The 20,863-nt window shown below is 53.3% G+C and carries 20 protein-coding genes and 1 tRNA gene; 8 read left to right on the top strand and 13 right to left on the bottom strand.

All coding sequences use genetic code 11. The features are described from left to right. Positions 1-127: 127 nt before the first annotated feature. Positions 128-673: a YbhB/YbcL family Raf kinase inhibitor-like protein gene (locus AC2IBB_RS24785; RefSeq protein WP_486329392.1), complete on the bottom strand. Its 546-nt coding sequence runs from the start codon at positions 671-673 to the stop codon at positions 128-130. 496 nt (positions 674-1,169) lie between these two features. On the opposite strand from AC2IBB_RS24785, the gene AC2IBB_RS24790 reads away from it, so the two are divergent. Then, positions 1,170-1,955, top strand: coding sequence for an iron-containing redox enzyme family protein (locus AC2IBB_RS24790; protein WP_486329393.1), 786 nt, complete (start codon positions 1,170-1,172; stop codon positions 1,953-1,955). 144 nt (positions 1,956-2,099) lie between these two features. Here the strand turns inward: AC2IBB_RS24790 and AC2IBB_RS24795 are convergent, their stop codons facing one another. Both AC2IBB_RS24795 and AC2IBB_RS24800 read right to left on the bottom strand, forming a co-directional pair. After that, positions 2,100-2,423, bottom strand: coding sequence for a cyclic-phosphate processing receiver domain-containing protein (locus AC2IBB_RS24795; protein ID WP_486329394.1), 324 nt, complete (start codon positions 2,421-2,423; stop codon positions 2,100-2,102). Next, entirely contained in the window at positions 2,420-3,271 is an 852-nt protein-coding gene (locus tag AC2IBB_RS24800; RefSeq protein ID WP_486329395.1) for a helix-turn-helix transcriptional regulator, read from the bottom strand. The genes AC2IBB_RS24795 and AC2IBB_RS24800 overlap by 4 nt, the downstream gene beginning before the upstream one ends. 667 nt (positions 3,272-3,938) lie before the next feature. Between AC2IBB_RS24800 and AC2IBB_RS24805 the strand changes: the two genes are divergently transcribed. After that, a complete protein-coding gene (locus tag AC2IBB_RS24805; protein WP_486329396.1) occupies positions 3,939-4,691 on the top strand; it encodes a substrate-binding periplasmic protein in 753 nt (250 codons plus the stop codon). A 170-nt stretch (positions 4,692-4,861) separates the two neighbouring features. Continuing rightward, on the top strand, positions 4,862-5,497 hold the full coding sequence (locus AC2IBB_RS24810) for a YchE family NAAT transporter (RefSeq protein ID WP_486329397.1): 636 nt from the start codon (positions 4,862-4,864) through the stop codon (positions 5,495-5,497). A gap of 62 nt (positions 5,498-5,559) precedes the next feature. Here AC2IBB_RS24810 and AC2IBB_RS24815 read toward each other — a convergent pair whose 3' ends face one another. Beyond that, complete coding sequence (locus tag AC2IBB_RS24815; protein WP_486329398.1) at positions 5,560-6,027, bottom strand: flavodoxin family protein; 468 nt, start codon at positions 6,025-6,027, stop codon at positions 5,560-5,562. Between the two features lie 331 nt (positions 6,028-6,358). Here AC2IBB_RS24815 and AC2IBB_RS24820 point away from each other — a divergent pair, with 331 nt between their 5' ends. Further along, entirely contained in the window at positions 6,359-7,651 is a 1,293-nt protein-coding gene (locus tag AC2IBB_RS24820; protein WP_486329399.1) for a serine/threonine protein kinase, read from the top strand. A gap of 14 nt (positions 7,652-7,665) precedes the next feature. Here AC2IBB_RS24820 and AC2IBB_RS24825 read toward each other — a convergent pair whose 3' ends face one another. The 4 genes from AC2IBB_RS24825 to AC2IBB_RS24840 all read right to left on the bottom strand — a co-directional run bounded on the left by AC2IBB_RS24825 (position 7,666) and on the right by AC2IBB_RS24840 (position 11,450). Beyond that, on the bottom strand, positions 7,666-8,223 hold the full coding sequence (locus AC2IBB_RS24825; RefSeq protein ID WP_011398644.1) for a sigma-70 family RNA polymerase sigma factor: 558 nt from the start codon (positions 8,221-8,223) through the stop codon (positions 7,666-7,668). A gap of 129 nt (positions 8,224-8,352) precedes the next feature. Next, a complete protein-coding gene (locus AC2IBB_RS24830) occupies positions 8,353-8,556 on the bottom strand; it encodes a hypothetical protein (protein ID WP_486329400.1) in 204 nt (67 codons plus the stop codon). Between the two features lie 172 nt (positions 8,557-8,728). Further along, a complete protein-coding gene (locus AC2IBB_RS24835; protein WP_486329401.1) occupies positions 8,729-10,273 on the bottom strand; it encodes a long-chain-fatty-acid--CoA ligase in 1,545 nt (514 codons plus the stop codon). A gap of 181 nt (positions 10,274-10,454) precedes the next feature. Next, complete coding sequence (locus AC2IBB_RS24840; RefSeq protein WP_486329402.1) at positions 10,455-11,450, bottom strand: metallophosphoesterase; 996 nt, start codon at positions 11,448-11,450, stop codon at positions 10,455-10,457. Positions 11,451-11,675: 225 nt separating this feature from the next. Here AC2IBB_RS24840 and AC2IBB_RS24845 point away from each other — a divergent pair, with 225 nt between their 5' ends. From AC2IBB_RS24845 to galU, 4 genes are all read left to right on the top strand, one after another. Further along, positions 11,676-12,716: an NAD-dependent epimerase/dehydratase family protein gene (locus AC2IBB_RS24845; protein WP_486329403.1), complete on the top strand. Its 1,041-nt coding sequence runs from the start codon at positions 11,676-11,678 to the stop codon at positions 12,714-12,716. A gap of 777 nt (positions 12,717-13,493) precedes the next feature. Next, positions 13,494-15,632 (top strand): adenosylcobalamin-dependent ribonucleoside-diphosphate reductase, encoded by a 2,139-nt coding sequence (locus AC2IBB_RS24850; protein ID WP_486329404.1) that lies wholly within the window; start codon positions 13,494-13,496, stop codon positions 15,630-15,632. A gap of 137 nt (positions 15,633-15,769) precedes the next feature. Continuing rightward, entirely contained in the window at positions 15,770-16,459 is a 690-nt protein-coding gene (locus AC2IBB_RS24855) for a TSCPD domain-containing protein (protein ID WP_486329405.1), read from the top strand. Positions 16,460-16,606: 147 nt separating this feature from the next. Next, on the top strand, positions 16,607-17,446 hold the full coding sequence (gene galU / locus AC2IBB_RS24860; RefSeq protein ID WP_011398653.1) for a UTP--glucose-1-phosphate uridylyltransferase GalU: 840 nt from the start codon (positions 16,607-16,609) through the stop codon (positions 17,444-17,446). Between the two features lie 126 nt (positions 17,447-17,572). Here galU and AC2IBB_RS24865 read toward each other — a convergent pair whose 3' ends face one another. From AC2IBB_RS24865 to can, 5 genes are all read right to left on the bottom strand, one after another. Further along, the gene (locus AC2IBB_RS24865; RefSeq protein WP_486329406.1) at positions 17,573-17,998 is read right to left on the bottom strand and encodes a helix-turn-helix domain-containing protein; all 426 of its coding nucleotides are present in this window, start codon (positions 17,996-17,998) and stop codon (positions 17,573-17,575) included. A gap of 145 nt (positions 17,999-18,143) precedes the next feature. Continuing rightward, positions 18,144-18,220 (bottom strand) — tRNA-Val (locus tag AC2IBB_RS24870). 118 nt (positions 18,221-18,338) lie between these two features. Continuing rightward, on the bottom strand, positions 18,339-19,610 hold the full coding sequence (locus AC2IBB_RS24875; protein WP_486329407.1) for a molybdopterin molybdotransferase MoeA: 1,272 nt from the start codon (positions 19,608-19,610) through the stop codon (positions 18,339-18,341). Beyond that, entirely contained in the window at positions 19,607-20,173 is a 567-nt protein-coding gene (moaB, locus tag AC2IBB_RS24880; protein WP_486329408.1) for a molybdenum cofactor biosynthesis protein B, read from the bottom strand. The genes AC2IBB_RS24875 and moaB overlap by 4 nt, the downstream gene beginning before the upstream one ends. Positions 20,174-20,227: 54 nt before the next feature. Then, positions 20,228-20,863 carry a carbonate dehydratase gene (gene can / locus AC2IBB_RS24885; protein ID WP_486329409.1) on the bottom strand — a complete coding sequence of 212 codons (636 nt, stop codon included), beginning with the start codon at positions 20,861-20,863 and terminating at the stop codon, positions 20,228-20,230.

The following is a 20,863-nucleotide window of genomic DNA, read 5'->3' on the forward strand; positions in this document are numbered from 1 at the left end:
TCAACGCTCCCTGATTTTCCCGATGACATAAAAAAACGAGCGTAGCACAGCTTCGTCCACGCTCGTTGTTCCCTTTGTTCCACTATGGCTAGTTATTCCTAAAGGTCAGGTTTTAGCAGGAAACGTTTTAACGCTGATAGGTCGCCTCAATCACCGCACTGTCCAGCATATTGGCGTGTAGATAGAAGCCCACCAATGCGCTGGAGCTATCAGAAGGCAAGTCAATCCTTTCCACGCCCAGCGCGTATACCTTGAACTGGTAGCGATGGGGTTTGTCGCCCGCAGGAGGGCAAGCGCCGCCGAATGCAGCCGCGCCATAGTCCGTCTCAATCTGCTGCGCCCCTTTGGGAAGTGCGCTTGAATTCTCCACGCCAGCATTGCGCTCCAGTTGATTGATGTCAGCGGGAATGTTGATCACTTGCCAATGCCACCAGCCGCTGCCGGTGGGCGCATCGGGGTCATAGGCGGTGATGGCGAAGCTTTTGGCGCCCTCTGGCGCTCCCCGCCACACCAGCGCCGGCGACTGATTTCCGCCGTCGCAACCAAACCCTTTATATTCCTGCTGCTTCGATAGTTTGCCGCCATCCGCCACATCCGGGCTGGTCAGGGTCATCTCCGCATGTGACATGCTGGCCGCCAAAAGCCCCAATAATGCCGCTGTCGTCGTTTTCATGGCCGTCTCCTGATAGTCAGACTGAGTTAAATAACAGGCTTTCAATCTACCCAAAAGAGCCCACTGGCGTTCGCCTGAAAACGTCAAAAGTTCGCCTGATGCGTTCAGTTTTCGTTTTTGCATGCTTCTGTGACCTCTGGTTACGTTTTATTGAAATTCGCCCACCAGTCGCTTCAAGTTAACAACCATTTATCGCACCAAATATGCGCCCATCGCCTTTAGCGTCAGGAGGTTTCTGTTCACCGCAGCAACGCAATCCCCTTTCGCCTCTTACACATTTCGTTTCAATTGACGCCGCAAGCGCATTGTTTTCTCACAGCAATAACGCACCTGTATAGTGGCTTCGCAATTCGTAACGGTTTTCAAATTGTCGGCGCGCCGGATATTACGGACAGTAGCCTTACCTCTGCGGAGGTTCTAACGCTTCAATGACGCGCCCGAGACCTCAGTTTCGGTGCGGAGCCATACTCTCAATACAGTCAAAAGGAGATGGATCATGACTGAACAGACCGTATATGAAGTGGTTGATCATGGAAAAATGGATGCGCTGAGAAAAAGGCATGCCTGGCTGGTGGAGCCCATCTACCGCGCCAGCGACCATATCACCCGGCTGCCTTTCTTTACCTGGGTGCGAAACCTCAATGACGCCAGACAGTTCAAGCCTGTGGCGGAGCAACTGTACTACCATTCCGCGACCTTTCCCAAAGTGCTCGGGCTGATGCTCGGTATGACGTCGCTACGCAATAATCCGATGATGCCGTTCTACGCCAAACATGCTTTCGGCGAAGCGGACCATCACATGCTGTTGCGCGACTGGATGTTGCAGCATGGGCTTATTCGCAATGCTTCCGAGCTGGATAACGTCATCACCAGCCTGTACACCAACGCCTGCGTCAATATGGCCTACCAGCTGGCGATTGAGCAGGATCAGGAGAAGTGGCTAGTCGCCATCAACAGCGGCATTGAGCGCTGCTCCAATGACTTTTTCAAGATCGTAGCGCCTAAAATGTACGAGCTGAACGCCGGCCATTGTTACTTCGATATCCATGTGGAAGCAGACGAACACCACTCCATCATGGGCCTGGAGTATCTAACGTCGTTTCCAGAAGACTGCGATCCCGCCGACTCTCATCGCGCGAAAGTGCTGTTGCGTAAAGCGCTGGAAGGCGTCTCACTGTGGGGAGCGATGCTGCATTCGTGGATAGGCGTGGATTACCTGCCCCGTTTCGATGACGAGGGAGAGCTGGTTAATCCGCCGGGATCGCAATTCAGACTGCAATAGCAGGCAGGATGCAGCTTCAATTTCTAATCGGAACAGACACATTCAGGTCAGGAGGAATAATCTGAACAGCCAGGAAGGCCGGGGGGCACAAGGAGCCGCCCCCAAAGTTCGCATGAACAGCTTGCGGCCATCTCCCTTTCACTCTTAATCAGCGCCCACCCCAAATCTCTTAGCCAGGGTAAGGATATTATCCACCCCCAACTCCATCTTCTTGCGGGCGGAAGAATTTGCGGAATGCACCCGAATCAACGGCGGATTGAAACCCCGCGTGGCCACCGCTTCCTCAATCCAGAGCACGACGTCATAACCGGTTCCCCGCTCATCGTCGCCAAGATCGTGATCCAGACTGATCTCCACCACCGCGCCTGTCTCCAGTAGCGCAATGGCTTCATCCGGCCAATAAACCCGGGTCCAGCCGGGCGGCGTTGGACGTTCATCATCCAGATAGACTTTATATACCTTTCTCACGTCAAAATACCCTCTCCTAATTCCTCCAGCCGGGTTTGCCTCAGCTCACTCGGCGTCATGCCAAATCGCTGCTTAAAACGCTCGGTAAAACGGGATTGCGACTGATACCCACATTGATCCGCAATATGGGCGATTGGCAGCAGCGTGGTTTGCGCCAGATGCAACCCCATTCCCAAACGTACGGATTCCAGCAAATCACGAAAACCGGCGTTCTCCGATTGCAGTCGACGGCGCAAAGTGGATTCGCTCACCGCCAGCGAGCGGCTGACTTCCAGTAGACTCCAGTCTTTCGCCGGTTCCCGCATCAGGATCTCACTCACCTTACGACGCCAGGACGCCCCGCTGCGACTTTTCAACAAAGACCCATATCCCCTGGCGTACAGCAAGTGCGCCAGCTCCTTGCGCCGCATCGCCCACAACTCTGGCGGGCTGACGTCTATCCAATTAATCCACTGGCTGAGAAATTCCGCCAGCGTGCGGTCTACTTTGGCGATGGCGGCGCCGTCTCTGTCTGGAGGCGCGGAAACAGGGATCGCCTCCAGATCGGATGCGCAGAAGCCAATCACTACGGCGATATACTCCCCTTCCGGCAGGTTCATGAATTGCAACTCAATTCCAGCTGGCGCCAGGATGAACTCTCCCGACCGACACGCCAACTCAGGTTGCAGACTCAGCACCTTGGCGCCACGAAGCACAATAATGAGGCAAGGGTCAATAAAAGGCACCCCATGCAGATTTTGAGGCTGCACGCATCGATACACGCTGAACGGCAGCATAACCGCTTCTTTTTCCTCACGCTGCATCAGGCGAATCAACTTTGGCCGCATGGTTTCCAGCAACACATTCATCTCCCGTTGTTGCTCCTGAATTAGAGGGGCGACGCCAACTTACCGGACAACACCCACTTACTCACTTCCATGATTGCACTAAACCCGCCGCCCGCCCACTCAAAAGGCGTCAATTCGTTGCGTATCCCTATCGACATAATTACATGGCGAAACTGTCAGACAGAATAACGTACAGGGGTTGCCTGACGGTTCACGCCATGCACGCCACGCACACCAACGCCCTGCGTCAGTTGGCGCGCAGCAGCCTGTCAGACAAGAAACCACGCAGGATGTAGCGTTTAACAAATCATGAACTATCATTACAATAAGCTCACAAACATAACATCAAAGTGTTATAAAATTGCGCCTTTCATATAACAAATCGGGCGCGCGGACCAAACAGGCAATCAGCCGTATGCCGACGCAGAGCCCAAAGACTTGCCACAGACAAGTCGTCCAAAAAAGTTGTAGTAATCCATCTGACAGAATCTTCCGTTTATAAAGGGTTTTTTACGGACGAATTCCCGGAATTGAATTCTGGAGTTTGCGTATGGGTTATTGTCGGTAGCAGCAGGCTTGGAGTCGCTCGCAGCCGGAACAATCACAAACCTGGTTAATAAGGCCGGCGCACGGGATGTTCCCAGGCGCCAACGAAGCGTTTTTAAGTAAATAGAGGTGATATTTGAATATGAGATCCAAACTTGCTTTTTGGACTTATATGCTACTGGCGGCCCTTGTCAGCGGTAAAAGCTTGGCTGCGGAAAAGCTGCATATTTTTACCGAGAACTACCCCCCTTATAACATGTCCCTGAGCGGACAGCCTTTCGCACATAAAGAGGAAGAAATCGCGGGGCTCTGTACCGAAATGGTCAAGGCGCTGCTGAAGCGTACTCCCCTGGAATATTCTCTAAAGCTGCGGGATCTGGCCACATCCATGAACCGCTCCAAGAACAAACCTAATCACGCGATTTATTGCGTCTCCAAGACCGATGACCGGGAGCCATATTTCGAGTGGATCGGCCCACTGGCTGAAATCCGCTGGACGCTGTTCGCCAAACCCGGCTCCAACCTGAAGCTGACCAGCCTTGATCAAGCCAAAAAATATCGTATCGGCGGCTATAAAGGCGACGTCATGAGCAACTACCTCATCGAACGCGGCTTTAACGTTTCCACTATCGCCAACGACAGCCTGAATCCACGCCGCCTGGCGCTGGACCAGATTGACCTGTGGGTAACCGATGGACTGTCCGGTCCATATGTGGCGTCGGAAGTGGAAGACATCACCAGCCTGGTTCCGGCCCTGGTGTTCAAAACCACCCCGATGTACATGGCGATCAACAAAGAGACCAGCCCGGACGTGCTGAAAGCGCTGCAGGCCGGCTTCAAGGCTATCACCGACTCCGGTGAAGCAAAGTCCATTACCGAAGTATACTTGCAGTAAACGATACGCCCGGAGCCCCAGTGGTCCCGGGCGCATCGCAGGAACTCGGACGAGCTTGGCGGCGGCCATACGGTAGGTACATTTCTTACCTCGATAATTAGGCGGCCCGCCGCTATGATTGCGCCGAACTTTTCCCCTCCCCAGACTTACGAGTAAAAGGCGCGCCGTCTATGCTTGAGTTCCACGAGTACACCAAAATTCTCATCGGCCTCATGGCCATTGTGAATCCAGTCAACGCGGTTCCCATATTCGTCGCTTTTACCTCTAACGTCAGTAGCGCGGAGCGTAAAAAAATCGGTAAGTCCGTGGTGATCGCCGTGGGCCTGATTCTGCTGATATCCATGCTGTTGGGTGAGTATCTGCTCAGCTTTTTCGGCATTACCATCAACTCTTTCCGGGTCGCCGGCGGCATACTGATTCTACTCATGGCGATATCCATGCTGCACGCCAAAGTCAGCGCTACCGTACACACGGAGGAGGAAACAGTGGAAGAGGAAGGCCATCACCACTCCGTCGCCATTGTACCGCTGGCTATGCCGCTGCTGGCGGGTCCGGGCGCTATCAGCACGGTAATTCTGTATGCTCACCGAGGCTCAGACGTGGCTCACTACGCCATGGTCGGTGTGGCGATACTGATACTCTGCCTGACTCTGTGGGCCGTGTTCTCGATGATTCCCTGGTTTTCCAGCCACCTGACCAAGACCCGCATCAATATCTTCACCCGCATTATGGGGCTGATCCTGGCGGCGATCGCCATTGAGTTTATCGCCAACGGTATGAAGGGGCTCTTCCCAGTTCTGGCATAGGATTCAGGGGAAGTTTTCCAGGGCGCGGGCATGCGCCCTTCCCCACTACTGCAATCGACTTATTATATGATGCCGGCGTCCAGCGACGCCGCCACATACATGCCAAACTCTTCGCACTGCTCTACGAACGATTCCTGAAACTCTCCCCGACAGATCAAAGGCTCTCTCACCGCTCGCCAACGCAGGCCAGTTACAATGCTCTCCACCGCCCGCCGGGTTCCCGTTCCATCATGGCCAGCGCGGATGTATAACGCATAAGGCAGCCCCTGGGTTTTCTCCAGACAGGGGTAATAGCAGCGATCAAAGAAGTCTTTCAGGGCTCCGCTCATATACCCCAGGTTTTCCGTGGTCCCGAGGATAATTGCGTCGCAGGCCAGCACATCCTCCGGCGTCGCCTGAAGCGGAGGAATCCACTTCGTTGTCACCGTTTCGATATCCTCATGCCCCGCGCCGCGCATCACCGCATCCACCAACCTTTGCGTATTGGGGGAAGGCGTATGTGCGACGATTAGCAGGTGTTTCTCAGCCATTTCCCATTCCTTGAACGTCTTCTGTCAGCTAACCATGATTGGCTTAATCGGCGACGCCTGCAACGTCAGCGACGGGCAATTGCGACATTTCAGCGCTTAGAGGTTAATATAACGGAGCCGAACCTCCCTCGGGTTAAACTTTGCGCAGATGGATTATTGCAATAATCAGAGGCTGGCCCGCACCTGAGGCTATAATTTCCACAGGACAAGAGGATGTCGATGCGCCGCGCCCCCGGAACATCCACGATCCCTAATAAACCGACCCCGCCGTCCAGGACATCCGGCGCCGGTCCGAACAGCAGCAACTAAGACAAAAAAGCTACTGCGCATTATGGATGTATCTCGCTGGAATCAAATACAAGAACTGTTCGAAGCAATTGCAGACCTGTCCACAAAAGAACAACGGTCTTATCTGGACAAACACTGCCAGGACGACGAGCTGAAGAAAGAGGTCCTGCAACTGGTGCAGGCTGACGAGCACGTCGACGACATTCTCCCCAAGCAATATGACATCGCTTCCGCCGACGCCACCCTGGTGTTGCCGAAGATGCACCCCGGCGTCATGGTCGGCCCCTACAAAATCATCCGCAAGATCGGTGAAGGCGGCATGGGCTGGGTGTATAAGGCGGAAGACACCCGACTGGAACGGTATGTGGCCCTGAAGTGTCTGGCGCCTGAAGTTGCGACCGACGAGCGCGTACGCTTTCGCCTGATGCAGGAGGCCAAAGCCATCTCCCGCCTGGACCATCCAAACGTGTGCGTCATCCATGATGTCGGCGCCATGAGCGACGGCGGTATGTACATCGCCATGCAATACTACAGCGGCGAAACACTGGAAAATGCACTCACCAAAGGCGCACTGGTGCCGGATCAGGTAGTGCGCATCGCCAAACAGATCGCTTACGGGTTGCAGGCGGCGCACCAGCGCGACATCATTCACCGGGACATCAAACCCGCCAACATCCTGCTTTCTGAAGACGGCATCGTCAAAATTCTGGATTTCGGCATCGCCAAGCTGTCCGGCGTTGATATAACCCTTGGCGGCGCCCGCATGGGCACCTTGCGCTACATGTCCCCGGAGCAACTGCAGGGCCGCGACATGGGACTGCAGACCGACGTCTGGTCTGTAGCCACATTGATTTACGAAATGCTGACTGGCAGGGAAATGTTTGACGGCGAAAAGTCCTCCACTGTATTACACGCTGTCATGCACGAGGAACCAGACTACAGTCTGGCGATTTTTCAGGAGTATCCGCTATTCAAGCGATTATTGACGGCGATGCTGCACAAAAAACCGGAAAAACGCCTCGACTCCATGGGCAAAGTATTGCAATGGCTCACCACTATTCAGCCTATCGCTCAGGCCGGGGCCAAAAACAGGGCCCGACAGGATCAGCGCATTGAGAATCAGGAAGCGGTAGTGAAGGAGGAATTGACAGATTTGTACCTGCTGCGTCTGGCTGCCGCTCTCACCGCACATGTAGGCCCGGCCGCTCCCAAACTGATACAGCGTTACGCATCCACGTCAGATAATCGTGAAGTTCTGATCAATTCACTAGTGGGGCATATCAAGCCCCAGTTCCGGCAAATCGTCAGTCAGCAATTGAAAGAGATAGCGCTCTGAACAGAGCGCCATGACTAGATTTTAAGCTCTTTCACCAGCCAGGCTTTGGCGAAACGCAAATCCCTTTCCACGGTGGAGAGGGATACCTGCAGGTATTCTGCGATTTCTTCCTGGGTCATTCCCCCAAAGAAGCTCATTTCCACAATACGCGCTTTACGTTCATCTACGTTGGACAGTTTTTGCAGGATATCTTCCAAGTCAAGCAAGTCAGGCTGACTGCCATCATCGCAAATCTGCGCTTCGTGCAGCGTCACCTGAATGTCATCGCCGCCGCGCTTCTTGCGTTTCTGCGCGCGGGCGTGATCGACCAGAATACGACGCATGGTTTGCGCCGCCACGGCGAGAAAGTGGATACGGTCGTTCCAGGCCACTTCCGCATCGACCAGATGCAAATACGCCTCGTTCACCAGCGCAGTAGCCTGCAACATGTGGCCCTGGCGCTCGCCGGCCATATAACGCCCCGCAATGGTGCGCAATTCACCGTGTAAAGATTCGATAATGTGATTAAGGGCCTGGGAGTCACCGGCCTGCCAGTCGGCCAGTAGCTGAGTTACGTTGCGAGAGCCAGCCATAGTCTTTAATCCTGCTGAATTCGGGGGAACATGCATTCCCTATGCTTAAGAATCTTGTGTATTCTTCGTATTTTAGGGAGCTAAGGGGCGGCTAGCAAACTGGATTTTCAGACAGCGCGATCCTTCGCGCTAGTTCCACTGCTCGTCAACGGCTTTCAGCAGTTGCGGCTCTTGCCAAGTGAAGTTGAATGCGACTTCTTGGATGGAGGCGTGTGTTTTTTCTTGCTCGCCATTTTTTTGAGTAACGGGCTTCTCACTGCCATTCTGCATCAGAAATACTTGGAACATCACCAGCATTAACGCAAGCAGTGCTGCAAAGATGTGAGCTTTCATTTTATTTCCCTTAGGCCGGGGAGGCCTCAGTCAAATATCAGGGTCGTTACTGCCTGTTTCCCCCTAATAAGCGCCCTGAAAGAGAAAAAGCCGTCATCTTTTCGTAATTTTTTATAACAAAACGCCTATGCCCTTCCCGATTTCAACTCAAGGACATTGGCGTTCGCCCCTCCTAATGTTCCTTAAGCTCGCGTTTCAGAATTTTTCCAGTGGCCGTCATCGGCAGGCTGTCGCAGACTTCAATCAGGCGCGGGTATTTGTACGCCGCCATTTTGCTTTTGCACCAATCTCTGATCTCCTCTGCGTCAGCCCTGTCGCCCTCTTTCAATATAACGAAGGCCTTGATCTCCTCTCCGTACTGCGAGTCAGGCACGCCTACCACCGCCGCCAGGGACACCGCCGGATGCGTCAACAGGGTTTCTTCCAGCTCACGAGGGTAAACGTTATAACCACCACGAATGATCATGTCCTTCAAGCGGTCAACGATGAATAGATAGCCATCGTCATCCATGTAACCGATATCGCCGGAATGGAACCAACCATCGCGAATTGCGTCTGCAGTCGCCTCAGGGCGATTCAAATACCCCTTCATTATGTTATGCCCGCGGATCACGATTTCTCCCCGATCTCCTCTGGCGACCTCAGCGCCTTTCTCATCAACAACCTTAATATCCACACCCCAGATAGGCACACCCACTGAGCCGGGTTTACGAGGTCGATCCAAGACATTAAAAGACGCGACCGGCGACGTTTCGGAGAGACCATAACCTTCCAGAATAGGCACCTGAAACTTGGCCTCAAAACCACGCAGAATCTCTATCGCCAAAGAAGAACCGCCCGCCCCGCATAAGCGCAGGCGATCACGGATCTGCGCAACGGTGGCTTCATCCAGTTCAATACCGTTCAGTAGCGCCCAATACATAGTGGGAACGCCGCAGAATACAGTAATGTCCTCTTCCACCATGGCGTCCACAACGGCTTTTGGGTCAAAGCGGGGAATCAACACCAGCTTGTTGCTATTGTAAAAACCGCCGCACATCTGCACGGTCTGGCCGAAGGTATGAAATAACGGCAGCGCCACCAGTTGATTATCTTCGAGGCGAGCCTCACTGAGGCGCGCAAATTGCGCCACATTGAGAAATATATTGGCGTGCGTCAGCTCGGCGCCTTTGGGTTTACCAGTAGTCCCGGAAGTGTATAGCACTACCACCGTGTCATCCGCCTGAGTGACGACATCCGGGGCTGGCGCCTCTCCAACTAAAAGTTCGTCAAAAAGTGAGGGCTTTTCGTCTTTCACCAAAGAGGCTCCACTGGGAATCAACCAGAAGCGCTCGCAGTGATCGACTAGATTAAAAGCCGCGACGCCTCTTGGCCCCAAGGGCATATCTGGAGTCCCCTCAAAACAGATATAAGCCTTGGCTTGCGAGTCACGCAAATGATAGGCGATTTCATCTTCACTAAGCAGAACGTTTAAAGGGACAACTACGGCGCCTGCCTTAACGACGCCAAAGTAGGCGACAGGAAAATAATGCAGGTTGGGGCAACTTAACGCCACTCGGTCGCCGGGTAGAATACCCGCCGCCAGCAAATTGTTAGCGACTTGGTTCGTTAGACGCTCAACCTGAGCGTAGGTCAGGCGAACAGCGCCACACACCAGCGCTTCCTTTTGAGGATAGCGTTTTGCGCTTTCAGTAAGAATAGTAGCCAAATTCAACATGGACTCCCTCCGCTAATATTATTCTTGTATGGGCAGATAATTATTCATCATAGTCTTGCCCGCCGCTTAGGGAAACAGCCAGTCAAGACAAAGGTTGGGACAATCCGCTACATCCATGGCGGGCAAGAAAAACGAGGAAGATAAGGTTACAGTCGGCGTCAGAACTACCCAGTGCACACGTTTAACCCGGATAAAAAGTATGCACGACCACCTCAGGAGGACAATTAAACCTCACCGGCGCTAAAGAACTGCCTGCGCCGGTGCTGGTGTAACCATCCATCTCGCGCCAGCGCCATACGCCTTTGCCGACGAAACGTGGGCAATCCGAATCAAGCGTAATAGCGCCCCCTCCCGGCAAACATACTTGGCCGCCATGAGTATGGCCGCACAACATAAGATCAATGCCGGCGTGCGCCGCCTGTTTGAAAATTTCCGGCGTATGCGACAACAGCACGGTATAACGGGACATATCCAGCCCCCGGACCGCCATCTGCAGGTTGTCTACCCGATAATAATGAGGATCATCCACGCCAACGACCTGAATTTTCTCCCCGTCTCTCTCGATCAGCACTGACTCGTTCATCAGCATGCGATAGCCCATGTCCTCCAGCGGCGGCAACATACGGATGCTGTCATGGTTGCCGAATATCGCATAGACCTCGCCGCGCAAGCTCTCGCGCAATCGCTGCATTCCTTCCAGAGCGGCGTCCTCCGGTCCATAGGTCTGCGCGCGATAATCGCCGGTTATCACGCATAAGTCGTACTCCAGGCTCCGCGTAATTTCCAGCAACCTGGCAGTGATCGCCTCATCCATATCGACGTGCAGGTCAGTCAGGTGCAGCAAGCGAAAACCTTCGAACGCCGCCGGTATTTTTTCGCGCCGCACCGGGTTGTGGGTCACCTGAATGTTTCTGGCGTTACGTCGCCCCCATTCATACACACCCGCGAGCTTGAAAGCCCAGCGCATCAGGGTTTGCATGGAATACCAGTTTTCCGGATGAAAAAAGTTAATGCCTCCGCCGCCAAACACGCGTTGCGCGTGATCCTGTTCAATCCCTAAACGTTGGCGGGCATGCACAAAACCCAGGCGCTGCTCCAACCTGGTCAGTAAGTCCGCGTCATCATGAATATCAGTTTCTGGAATGGAGCGGGCAAGCGTCCGGTTCATATCGCTCATGAGAAGTTGCGATCCCTTGGGTTGATCCGCCATCGGCCGAATAACTTATAACCAATGTGAACTAAGCATAGTCGAGAAAGGACAAAAAAATCGCCCCCAGGGGGCATTTCGTCTGGGCTAGCGTCTCTGATGAAGGTAAGCTACCCGCATTCCAATGCTAATAGTACTTATGACCGATTAGATTATTACAACTGACAAAGACAAGACCATCACGCTGGAGACATCATGAAAGTATTGGTAACCGGAGCAAACGGACATATCGGCTCCCACGTGGTAAGGCAACTGCTCGACCAGAACCATGAAGTGCGCGCATTTGTGCGCAAAAGCTCAGACTTGCGCGGGCTCAATGGCCTCAAGCCGGAATTCGCCTATGGCGACGTCAAAGATCCCACTGCAGTGGAAGCCGCCGCCGAAGGTTGCGACGCCATCATTCATATGGCGGCGGTATACAAAACTATCGCCAAGTCCGTAGAGGAAATCGTCGAACCCGCACTGCAAGGCGCGGAAAATGTATTCAAGGCCGCCCATAAACATGGCGTCAAGCGCGTGGTGTACACCAGCTCCGTGGCATCCATTGGCTTTTCATACGACCCTCATGCATTGCGCAGCGGCGACGATTGGAATGAAGATGCGCAAAACGCCTATTACGTGGCCAAAACCCGCAGCGAAAAGGCCGCGCAAAAGTTGGCCCGCGACTATGACATCCATCTGGTGGTCATTTGTCCCGCCATCGTGCTCGGCGCCAACGACTACCGCATAACCCCGTCCAATCAGTTGGTGATGGACTGGTTGAACGGCTTCGGGCAGACCTACCCAGGGGGCCTCAATCTGGTGGATGTGCGCGATGTCGCCGCGGCTCACGTCGCCGCCTTGACCCAAGGCGAAAACTGCAAGCGTTACGTAGTGGGCGGCGAAAATATCGAAGTAAAGGATATCGGAGTCGCACTGAAACGCCTGACCGGCGTCAAACCGATCCATCTCCCGACAGGCCGCGGCCTGACTCTGGCTTTTGCTCGTGTAGTAGAGACGCTATGCAAACTGCTGCATATAAAGCCGCCATTTACTTACGACCTCGTCTACGAGGTGGTGGGACGCTACGCTTATTATGATTGCAGCGACGCGACCAGAGATCTGGGCGTCAAGTCACGTGACGCGGAAGAGACACTGAAAGACTGCATCGCGTGGCTCTTGTCACAGAATAAGTTGAAACCCCGGGTAGCCGCCAAAGTGGCGCCCAAGATCCCCACCCATCCAGCTTCAGCCTGAGCCGACCTGCGATCCCCCTATATTAATCTGGCAATGATATTGGCATCTTTATAATCTGGCGCATGGATGCGCCTGCGCGGCGGCTGGCCGCGGGAGACAAAATCTGCCATGCGCAGACCCTGTCGTTGCAGATAAATAGAAGGAAGCTATTTGCTTGTCTGCCTGATTAATAGAAAGTAAGGCTGACACCGCCTTATTTCCTTCACTCGCAAACCTCTTTACCGCGTAACATTCCGGTTAAATTTTAGGCCTTATAGCAACACTATATATAGTGCCTGCCTGATAGACATATTTTTACTATGCAACCCTGCTGTCATATTCGCCGCCAGCCCATAAATGCGGCGGCCAAAGGTCTGAAAAAAGTCTTTTGAAGGCCTTCACCTACGCTAAAATGATTTTTTTCTCAAGCCTTCACATCACATTATATAGTGCTATACTTTGCGCAAATCGCCATATATAGGGTCAAAGTCACTAACAGCCCACACTATGACAGTCAAGTCTACGATGGGAGTCTTTACCCGTAAAATGGCGTGTTCTCTCCAGGGCCGCAAAGGCCCGGACATACACAGAACTTCATCGGACATCAGGTTTTTCACAGCCTGCCGCACAAGTAAGGTGCACAACATATTGTGGTCGCCAGTTTTGGTAACGCAACACAGGAAGTTTACCTTGCGAATCAGTCGTATCTCGCAGCGCTATCTGGAATTGGCGGTCTGACCAACAACACTGCAGTTTTAAAATAAACCTTGTTCGGGGTTAGAAGATTTGAGGGATATTATGAACGCCAAAGTCCAGCAGCTTATCGCTCCTATTGATATGCAGCCCGCTTCCGTCGATATCTGGGAAACCAAATACCAACTGAAAACCAAATCCGGAGGCCCAGTGGATAAAGACATCCTGGGCACCTACGAGCGCGTCGCCAAGGCGCTGTCCTCCGTGGAAGCCGACAGCATACGCGAGAAGGTGCTGGCGGACTTCGTATGGGCGCTGGAGAACGGAGCTATTCCAGCCGGTCGCATCATGTCCAACGCTGGCGCGGAAGAACATAAGCCCGCCACGTCCACGATCAACTGCACCGTCTCCGGCAGCATCATGGACTCCATGGACGATATCCTGCTGAAAAACCACGAAGCCGGCCTCACCCTCAAGGCTGGCTGCGGCATTGGTTATGAATTCTCTACACTGCGTCCAAAAGGCGCATACGTAGCTGGCGCTGGCGCCACCACCTCCGGTCCATTGTCGTTCATGGATATCTTCGACAAGATGTGTTTCACCGTCTCATCCGCCGGCGGACGCCGCGGCGCGCAGATGGCGACTTTCGACGTACACCACCCTGATGTCTTCGACTTCGTGCGCGCCAAACGTGAAGACGGCCGTCTGCGTCAATTCAACCTGTCTTTACTAATCACAGAAGACTTTATTAAAGCGGTTCAAAACGACGAAGATTGGCGTTTCTCTTTCCCTATCACACGCAAAGAAGCAGAAGAAGACAACATTGACGTCAACGATGAAACGCAATATCTGTATCGCGATTTCCCGGTAAAAGAAGGCTATATCACGGATGAAAGCGGCCGCGTCGCATGCCGCATTTATCGTTCAGTCAAAGCGCGCTCCATCTGGGACGCCATCATGACCTCCACTTACGACTTCGCCGAACCGGGATTCATCCTGATCGACAAAGTCAACGAAATGAACAACAACTGGTTCTGTGAAAACATTCGCGCCACCAACCCCTGCGGCGAACAGCCTCTGCCACCTTACGGCAGCTGCCTGCTGGGCTCAGTGAACCTGACCAAATTCGTGGAATACCCATTCACTGAAAACGCCAAATTCAACTTCGACAAGTATCGTAAAGTTGTGGCTATTTTCACCCGCATGCTGGACAACGTGGTGGAGATCAATGGCCTGCCGCTGGAAGGCCAGCGCCATGAAATTCAATACAAGCGCCGCCACGGCATGGGTATTCTGGGCCTGGGCTCCACGCTGGCTATGCTGCGTATGCCATACGGTTCAGACGAGTCCGTCAGCTTCACCGAAGAGGTCTGCCGTGAAATGGCGCTGGAAGGCTGGCGTCAGGGATTAGAGCTGGCGAAAGAAAAAGGACCAGCCCCTATCATGGAAGACACCTTTGTCGTCACCGAAGAAATGCTGCGTCTGCGCCCGGAAATGGCGAAAGACGGCGTTAAAGCCGGCGACAAACTGAAAGGCAAAGTACTACACGCCAAATACAGCCGCTACATGCAACGTGTGGCGGAAGCCGATCCCAAGCTGGTTGACGCGCTGGCCAAAAAAGGCGCGCGCTTCACGCACCATACGTCCATTGCACCGACAGGCACTATTTCCCTGTCTCTGGCCAACAACGCCAGCAACGGAATTGAGCCCAGCTTCGCCCATCACTATTCCCGCAACGTGATCCGTCAGGGCAAGAAAACCAAAGAGAAAATGGACGTCTTCTCCTTTGAGCTGCTGGCCTACCGCCACTTGGTGAATTCAAAAGCAATGCCGTTTTCCGAAGACCCCGAAGCGCAGCTGCCTGACTACTTCACCACCAGCGACGATGTGACGCCAATGCAGCACGTGGACATCCAAGCTGCAGCGCAACTGTGGGTTGACTCTTCTATCTCCAAAACGGCGAATGTCCCCACTGATTTCCCGTACGGAAATTTCAAGGACATCTATATGTACGCTTATGAAAAAGGCCTGAAAGGCTGCACCACCTTCCGCTTCAACCCGGAAGCCTTCCAAGGCGTACTGGTCAAAGAGAAAGACCTGGAGAACACCTTTTACGAGTTCACCACCGAAGATGGCCAAACCATTAAGCTGAAAGGCAACGAAGAAGTTGAGTACGACGGTGAAACCCACACTGCCGCCAACCTGTTCGACGCCTTAAAAGAAGGCACTTACGGAAAATACTGAGGCGAAGTCCTGGCGATTTCGTAAAATCGCCAGGTTTCTCCATAGAAAATGTGAAAAATGGGCGCATAATATGCGCCTGCAGCCAGGTTTTCCCGGAAAAACCTGAGCAAAGCCACCGTACACAAGGGTATACAGTCATGGCTGTTAAAATTGAAAAGAAAATTGTCGGCTACAAAGTTCACAAGCCCAGTGACGTTGCGCCGGCCAGCGAACCGGTTCAAGAGCAACCACAGCCGGTTGAAATGAATGAAAAAATCGAGCGCCCAGATTTCCTTCTCGGCACGACGTACAAGATCAAACCCCCGGTGTCGGAGCATGCGTTTTATATCACCATCAACGACATCCTGTTGAATGAAGGCACCGACCATGAAACTCGTCGTCCGTATGAAATCTTCATCAACTCCAAATCCATGGAACACTTCCAGTGGGTTATCGCACTGACGCGGGTTATCTCCGCCGTGTTCCGTAAAGGCGGCGACATCACCTTCCTGCTGGAGGAGCTGCTGTCAGTGCACGATCCCAGCGGCGGCTACTACAAGAAGGGTGGTATTTTCGTCCCCTCCCTGGTAGCCGAAATCGGCGCAGTCATCGAGAAACACATGAAGGCGCTGGGCATTATCGAGTCCGAGGAAATGAGCGACGCTCACAAGCGCATGATTGCGGAGAAACGCGCAGAGTACGAGGCGAGACAGAAAAATGAGGCGAATGCGGACGGCTCCGCCTTCCCCGCAAACGCGACAATGTGTAAGAAATGCAGCCAAAAATCCGTGATCTTGATGGATGGATGCCAAACATGTCTCAATTGTGGAGATAGCAAGTGCGGCTGAACAACTGTTAATAAAGTTGTTATGAAATCAATGTCAAAATAGGAGGGTAAGTCCCTCCTTTTTTCGTTTTGGGAAGTGATGGACCGACATTTGCAAGATAACTAAATCCAAGTAGACTAACGCCCTACACAACTTCAAGGAGAATATATGATTAAAAAGTGTCTGTTTCCGGTAGCAGGTTACGGAACTCGCTTCCTGCCCGCCACCAAAGCCATGCCTAAAGAAATGCTGCCTGTCGTAAGCAAACCACTGGTTCAATACGGCGTTGAAGAAGCAGTCGCCGCAGGCATGAACTCATTTGGTTTTGTTACCGGCCGGGGTAAGCGGGCCATCGCGGACCACTTTGATATTTCTTATGAGCTGGAACAACAGATCAAGGGAACCGGTAAAGAAGAGCTTCTTTCCAGCATTCGCAGCCTGATAAATAACAATAAATTCTCATTCACCCGCCAAAATGAAATGAAAGGTTTAGGACACGCTATTCTTTCTGGACAGACTCTGATCGGCGACGAGCCGTTCGCAGTCGTACTAGCAGACGACCTCTGCATGGTGGAAGAAGGCGAAGACAGCGTGCTGGCGCAGATGACCAAGCTGTACAATCAGTTCCGTTGCAGCATTGTGGCCATCCAGGAAGTTCCACACGATGAAGTGCACAAGTATGGCGTCATCGCTGGCGACCCAATGAAAGAAGGCCTGTTCCGCGTCACGGACATGGTTGAAAAGCCCCCCGCCGATCAGGCTCCATCCAACTACGCCATTATCGGCCGCTATATTCTGACGCCGGATATTTTCGACATCATCCGCGACACAGAGCCCGGTAAGAACGGCGAAGTTCAAGTGACCGACGCACTGCTGAAACAAGCCAAAGATGGCTGCGTGCTGGCGTATAAGTTCAAGGGACGTCGCTTTGACTGTGGCAGCATTGATGGCTTTGTTGAAGCCACCAACTATGTCTACGAAAACGTGTACAAAAAAGGCCTGATGTAAATCACCACCTTTTTCCGTGCACCAAAAAAGCGCCTAAACTGGCGCTTTTTTATTTGGAGCGCCCTGCCATCTGGAACAGAGCATACAGACAAAACAAAAGAAAGCAGACTCGGATAGAGGGAGGCATTATTCTCCGCTATTCATTAACTGCAGGATAAAACGCTTTTTATCCTCATCGCTGGCGCGAAAGCGTTTCAGCAACAGCCGCTCCGTCGTGTCGGGCAATGCCTCTTCCATCACTTTGGTCAGGCGCTCAATGACCGTATCCAAATCCCCATCCTCGCCCAACTCAAAACCGGGTAAGTCCAACTGAGAATTGGTTTTTTCGTTCTGATCAAAGTCCAGCAGCGCATCCAGGGAAACGCCCGTCTTTACGCAGAGATCAAACAGATTATCGATAGAAGGGTAACAACGCTGGGATTCAATGGGACTTTCCCAACCAGCCACAACCGTGACATCCACCTGACAAAAGGTAGCGATGTCCTCAAGGGTAAGCTTTTTCTTGTGTCGAAAATCCCGAAGGCGCTGATAGAAGGTTCGAAGATACTTCATGCCCCGCTCCGTGACTGGTTTTCAGCAATCGTATCACTAAAAAGTCAATACAAACCAGCCATTCGGACACCACGAGGGCCGAAGACAACAAACTATTTTTGAATAATTTTGGAAACCAAAAAAGATCACTGACAAAGAAAGGAATTGGTAGGACCGACCAGATTCGAACTGGTGACCTCCACGATGTCAACGTGGCGCTCTAACCAACTGAGCTACGGTCCTGCTGTCAGCGGGTGCGTAAGATAACAAAGAAGCCCGACCTGAGCAAGCACTTTTATTCATATTACGCACATCCGTTAAATGTTTGATTCCTTCAACGAAACGAGGACAAAAAACGTACTCACAAGCCCATGGAGATAAAGGAAATATACTCCACCAGATCCCCACGCTGAATCGTCGCATTTGCAGGCGCTACAGCAAAGCCATCCGCCCAGCTCGCTGAAGACAACACGCCTGAGCTTTGATTGGGGTGCATCTCCAGCCCCGCCCTTCCCTCATCGTCCACAGAGACTCTCACGCGTAGGTATTCCTCACGCCCGCCAGGCTTGGGAATATCAAACAACGCAGGCAGGCGCGCTAACGCAGACGCCTCACTCTCACCAGCGCCCTGCATCTTCAAAATATAGGGGCGCGCCAGTATGCAAAAAGTCACGAACACTGCGGCAGGGTTACCAGGAAGGCCGAGAAACGGGGTCGCGCCAACCTGACCAAACGCGAGGGGCTTACCAGGCTTTATAGCTAACCGCCACATATTCAGCTCCCCGTTCGCTTCCACCGCAGCCTTGACATGATCCTCTTCTCCCACCGAAACGCCGCCGCTGGAGATAATCAAATCCGCATCCTCGGCCGCCTGCAATAACGCCCGCTCCGTCGCCTCGTATGTGTCGGCTATCACGCCAAGATCGATAATCTCGCACTGAAAGCGAGATAACAGGCCACACAGCGTGTAGCGGTTCGAGTTATAGATCTTTCCCGCCGGTAAAGACGCGCCCGGTTCAACCAACTCATCCCCCGTGGACAACACCGCCACCCGAAGTTTGCGACGCACTTTAACCTGCGCCACGCCAACGGAGGCAATCAAACCCAGGTCCTGCGGAAGCAGCTTTTTGCCTGCCCTGACAACAATCTGGCCTACCTGTATATCCTGACCGGCCGGACGCAGATTATTGCCTTGCCGCACCCCAGCGGGAATAACCACTGTCTCGCCTTCCTGTCGACAATGCTCCTGCATGACGACAGCGGCGGCGTTCTCAGGGATGGCCGCCCCCGTAAAAATGCGCGCCGCAGAGCCCGCTTTTAAGGGCGCCGGACTTTCTCCCGCAGGAATACGCTGAGAAATTGGCAGCGCTATTTCCAACTCCGCCTCGCAGGCGTCTCTGGGAATAGCGTAACCATCTACAGCGCTGTTATCCGTCGGAGGGACCATAATGGTCGATACCACATCCTCCGCCAGCACTCTTCCAGCCGCTTCAAGCAGAGGGATAACCTCATCCCCTACGATAGGCTGCGCAGCCGCCTGCAGAATACGCTTGGCGTCCGCGACAGAACGCAGTCCAGAAAACGGCGCGTCACAACTGTGACGACTATGCGCCTGAAAGTTGGAAGTACTCATCCGCGAGGTCCACAGCCAGGCTTCTCAGAGTCCTCCACCGCCTTTCCCGGCTGCTTCAACAAGCCAACAAAGTTACAAGGCTTATGTCGCGCATCCAGTTGTTCGGCGATGATTTTATTCCAAGCGGTTTTACAGGCGTTGGTAGAGCCCGGCATGCAGAAGATCACCGTACCATTTGCCAGTCCTGCAATAGCCCTGGACTGCACCGTGGAGGTGCCAATCTCTTGATAGGAAATGGCGCGAAACAGCTCTCCAAACCCTTCCACTTCTTTATCGAACAGCGGCTTGATCGCCTCCGGCGTGCTGTCTCTGCCGGTAAAGCCCGTACCGCCAGTGATCAACACCACCTGCACCTGCGGGTCCGCAATCCAGGCGGAAACTACCGCCCTCATAAGATAGACGTCATCCGGAATCAACGTCCGATCGATAATCTCATGCCCCGCTCCCCGCGCGCCGTCCACAAGAGCCTGTCCGGAGGTATCCGTCTCCTGCGTGCGCGTATCGGAAACGGTCAGTACCGCCACATTGAGGGGCATGAACTCGGCTACGATATGCTGTCCCATGATTTTACACCTTGACCATTTGTGTCGGATTCTGCCGGGAGCAGACAGAAATTACTATTTCCCAATATAGGTATACACGGAACCCAGTTGCTCAGGCCCGGACTGAGTCACCTGCAGATCTTTAAGCAACCCGTCACTAAGCCCATAACACCATCCATGCACCGACAACGGCTGCCCTCTGCTCCAGGCGTTCTGAACGATGCCTGTGTGGCAAACGTGGCGCACCTGATGCATGACATTGAGCTCGCACATGCGATTGACGCGCTCGCCCATGTCGTCAATGGCGTCCACTTCATCCTGATGTTGGGCGTAGATATCCTTGATATGCCGCAGCCAGTTGTCGATCAAGCCGAACTGATCCGCGCCCAGCGCCGCACGCACGCCGCCACAACCGTAATGGCCTGTGACGATAATGTGCCGCACCTTCAGGACTTCCACCGCAAACTGAATGGAGGACAGGCAATTGAGATCAGAGTTCACCACCACGTTAGCGACGTTACGGTGCACAAAGACCTCTCCGGGCAGCATGCCGACGATTTCATTCGCCGGCACGCGACTGTCGGAGCAGCCAATCCACATGTAAGTGGGCGCCTGCTGACGCTCCAGTGTTGGGAAAAAGTCGGGATTGGCCTTACGGATTTTCTCCGACCACTTTTTGTTATTTATAAGAAGCTGATTAATTTCGTTCAT

Source organism: Hahella sp. NS-SX17 (assembly GCF_057367735.1).

Bases quoted from the DNA above. Each gene is read 5' to 3' on its own strand.
- AC2IBB_RS24785 (WP_486329392.1), bottom strand. From the start codon at position 673: ATGAAAACGACGACAGCGGCATTATTGGGGCTTTTGGCGGCCAGCATG.
- AC2IBB_RS24790 (WP_486329393.1), top strand. From the start codon at position 1,170: ATGACTGAACAGACCGTATATGAAGTGGTTGATCATGGAAAAATGGAT.
- AC2IBB_RS24800 (WP_486329395.1), bottom strand. From the start codon at position 3,271: ATGAATGTGTTGCTGGAAACCATGCGGCCAAAGTTGATTCGCCTGATG.
- AC2IBB_RS24805 (WP_486329396.1), top strand. From the start codon at position 3,939: ATGAGATCCAAACTTGCTTTTTGGACTTATATGCTACTGGCGGCCCTT.
- AC2IBB_RS24810 (WP_486329397.1), top strand. From the start codon at position 4,862: ATGCTTGAGTTCCACGAGTACACCAAAATTCTCATCGGCCTCATGGCC.
- AC2IBB_RS24815 (WP_486329398.1), bottom strand. From the start codon at position 6,027: ATGGCTGAGAAACACCTGCTAATCGTCGCACATACGCCTTCCCCCAAT.
- AC2IBB_RS24820 (WP_486329399.1), top strand. From the start codon at position 6,359: ATGGATGTATCTCGCTGGAATCAAATACAAGAACTGTTCGAAGCAATT.
- AC2IBB_RS24825 (WP_011398644.1), bottom strand. From the start codon at position 8,223: ATGGCTGGCTCTCGCAACGTAACTCAGCTACTGGCCGACTGGCAGGCC.
- AC2IBB_RS24830 (WP_486329400.1), bottom strand. From the start codon at position 8,556: ATGAAAGCTCACATCTTTGCAGCACTGCTTGCGTTAATGCTGGTGATG.
- AC2IBB_RS24835 (WP_486329401.1), bottom strand. From the start codon at position 10,273: ATGTTGAATTTGGCTACTATTCTTACTGAAAGCGCAAAACGCTATCCT.
- AC2IBB_RS24840 (WP_486329402.1), bottom strand. From the start codon at position 11,450: ATGAGCGATATGAACCGGACGCTTGCCCGCTCCATTCCAGAAACTGAT.
- AC2IBB_RS24845 (WP_486329403.1), top strand. From the start codon at position 11,676: ATGAAAGTATTGGTAACCGGAGCAAACGGACATATCGGCTCCCACGTG.
- AC2IBB_RS24850 (WP_486329404.1), top strand. From the start codon at position 13,494: ATGAACGCCAAAGTCCAGCAGCTTATCGCTCCTATTGATATGCAGCCC.
- AC2IBB_RS24855 (WP_486329405.1), top strand. From the start codon at position 15,770: ATGGCTGTTAAAATTGAAAAGAAAATTGTCGGCTACAAAGTTCACAAG.
- galU (WP_011398653.1), top strand. From the start codon at position 16,607: ATGATTAAAAAGTGTCTGTTTCCGGTAGCAGGTTACGGAACTCGCTTC.
- AC2IBB_RS24865 (WP_486329406.1), bottom strand. From the start codon at position 17,998: ATGAAGTATCTTCGAACCTTCTATCAGCGCCTTCGGGATTTTCGACAC.
- AC2IBB_RS24875 (WP_486329407.1), bottom strand. From the start codon at position 19,610: ATGAGTACTTCCAACTTTCAGGCGCATAGTCGTCACAGTTGTGACGCG.
- moaB (WP_486329408.1), bottom strand. From the start codon at position 20,173: ATGGGACAGCATATCGTAGCCGAGTTCATGCCCCTCAATGTGGCGGTA.
- can (WP_486329409.1), bottom strand. From the start codon at position 20,863: ATGAACGAAATTAATCAGCTTCTTATAAATAACAAAAAGTGGTCGGAG.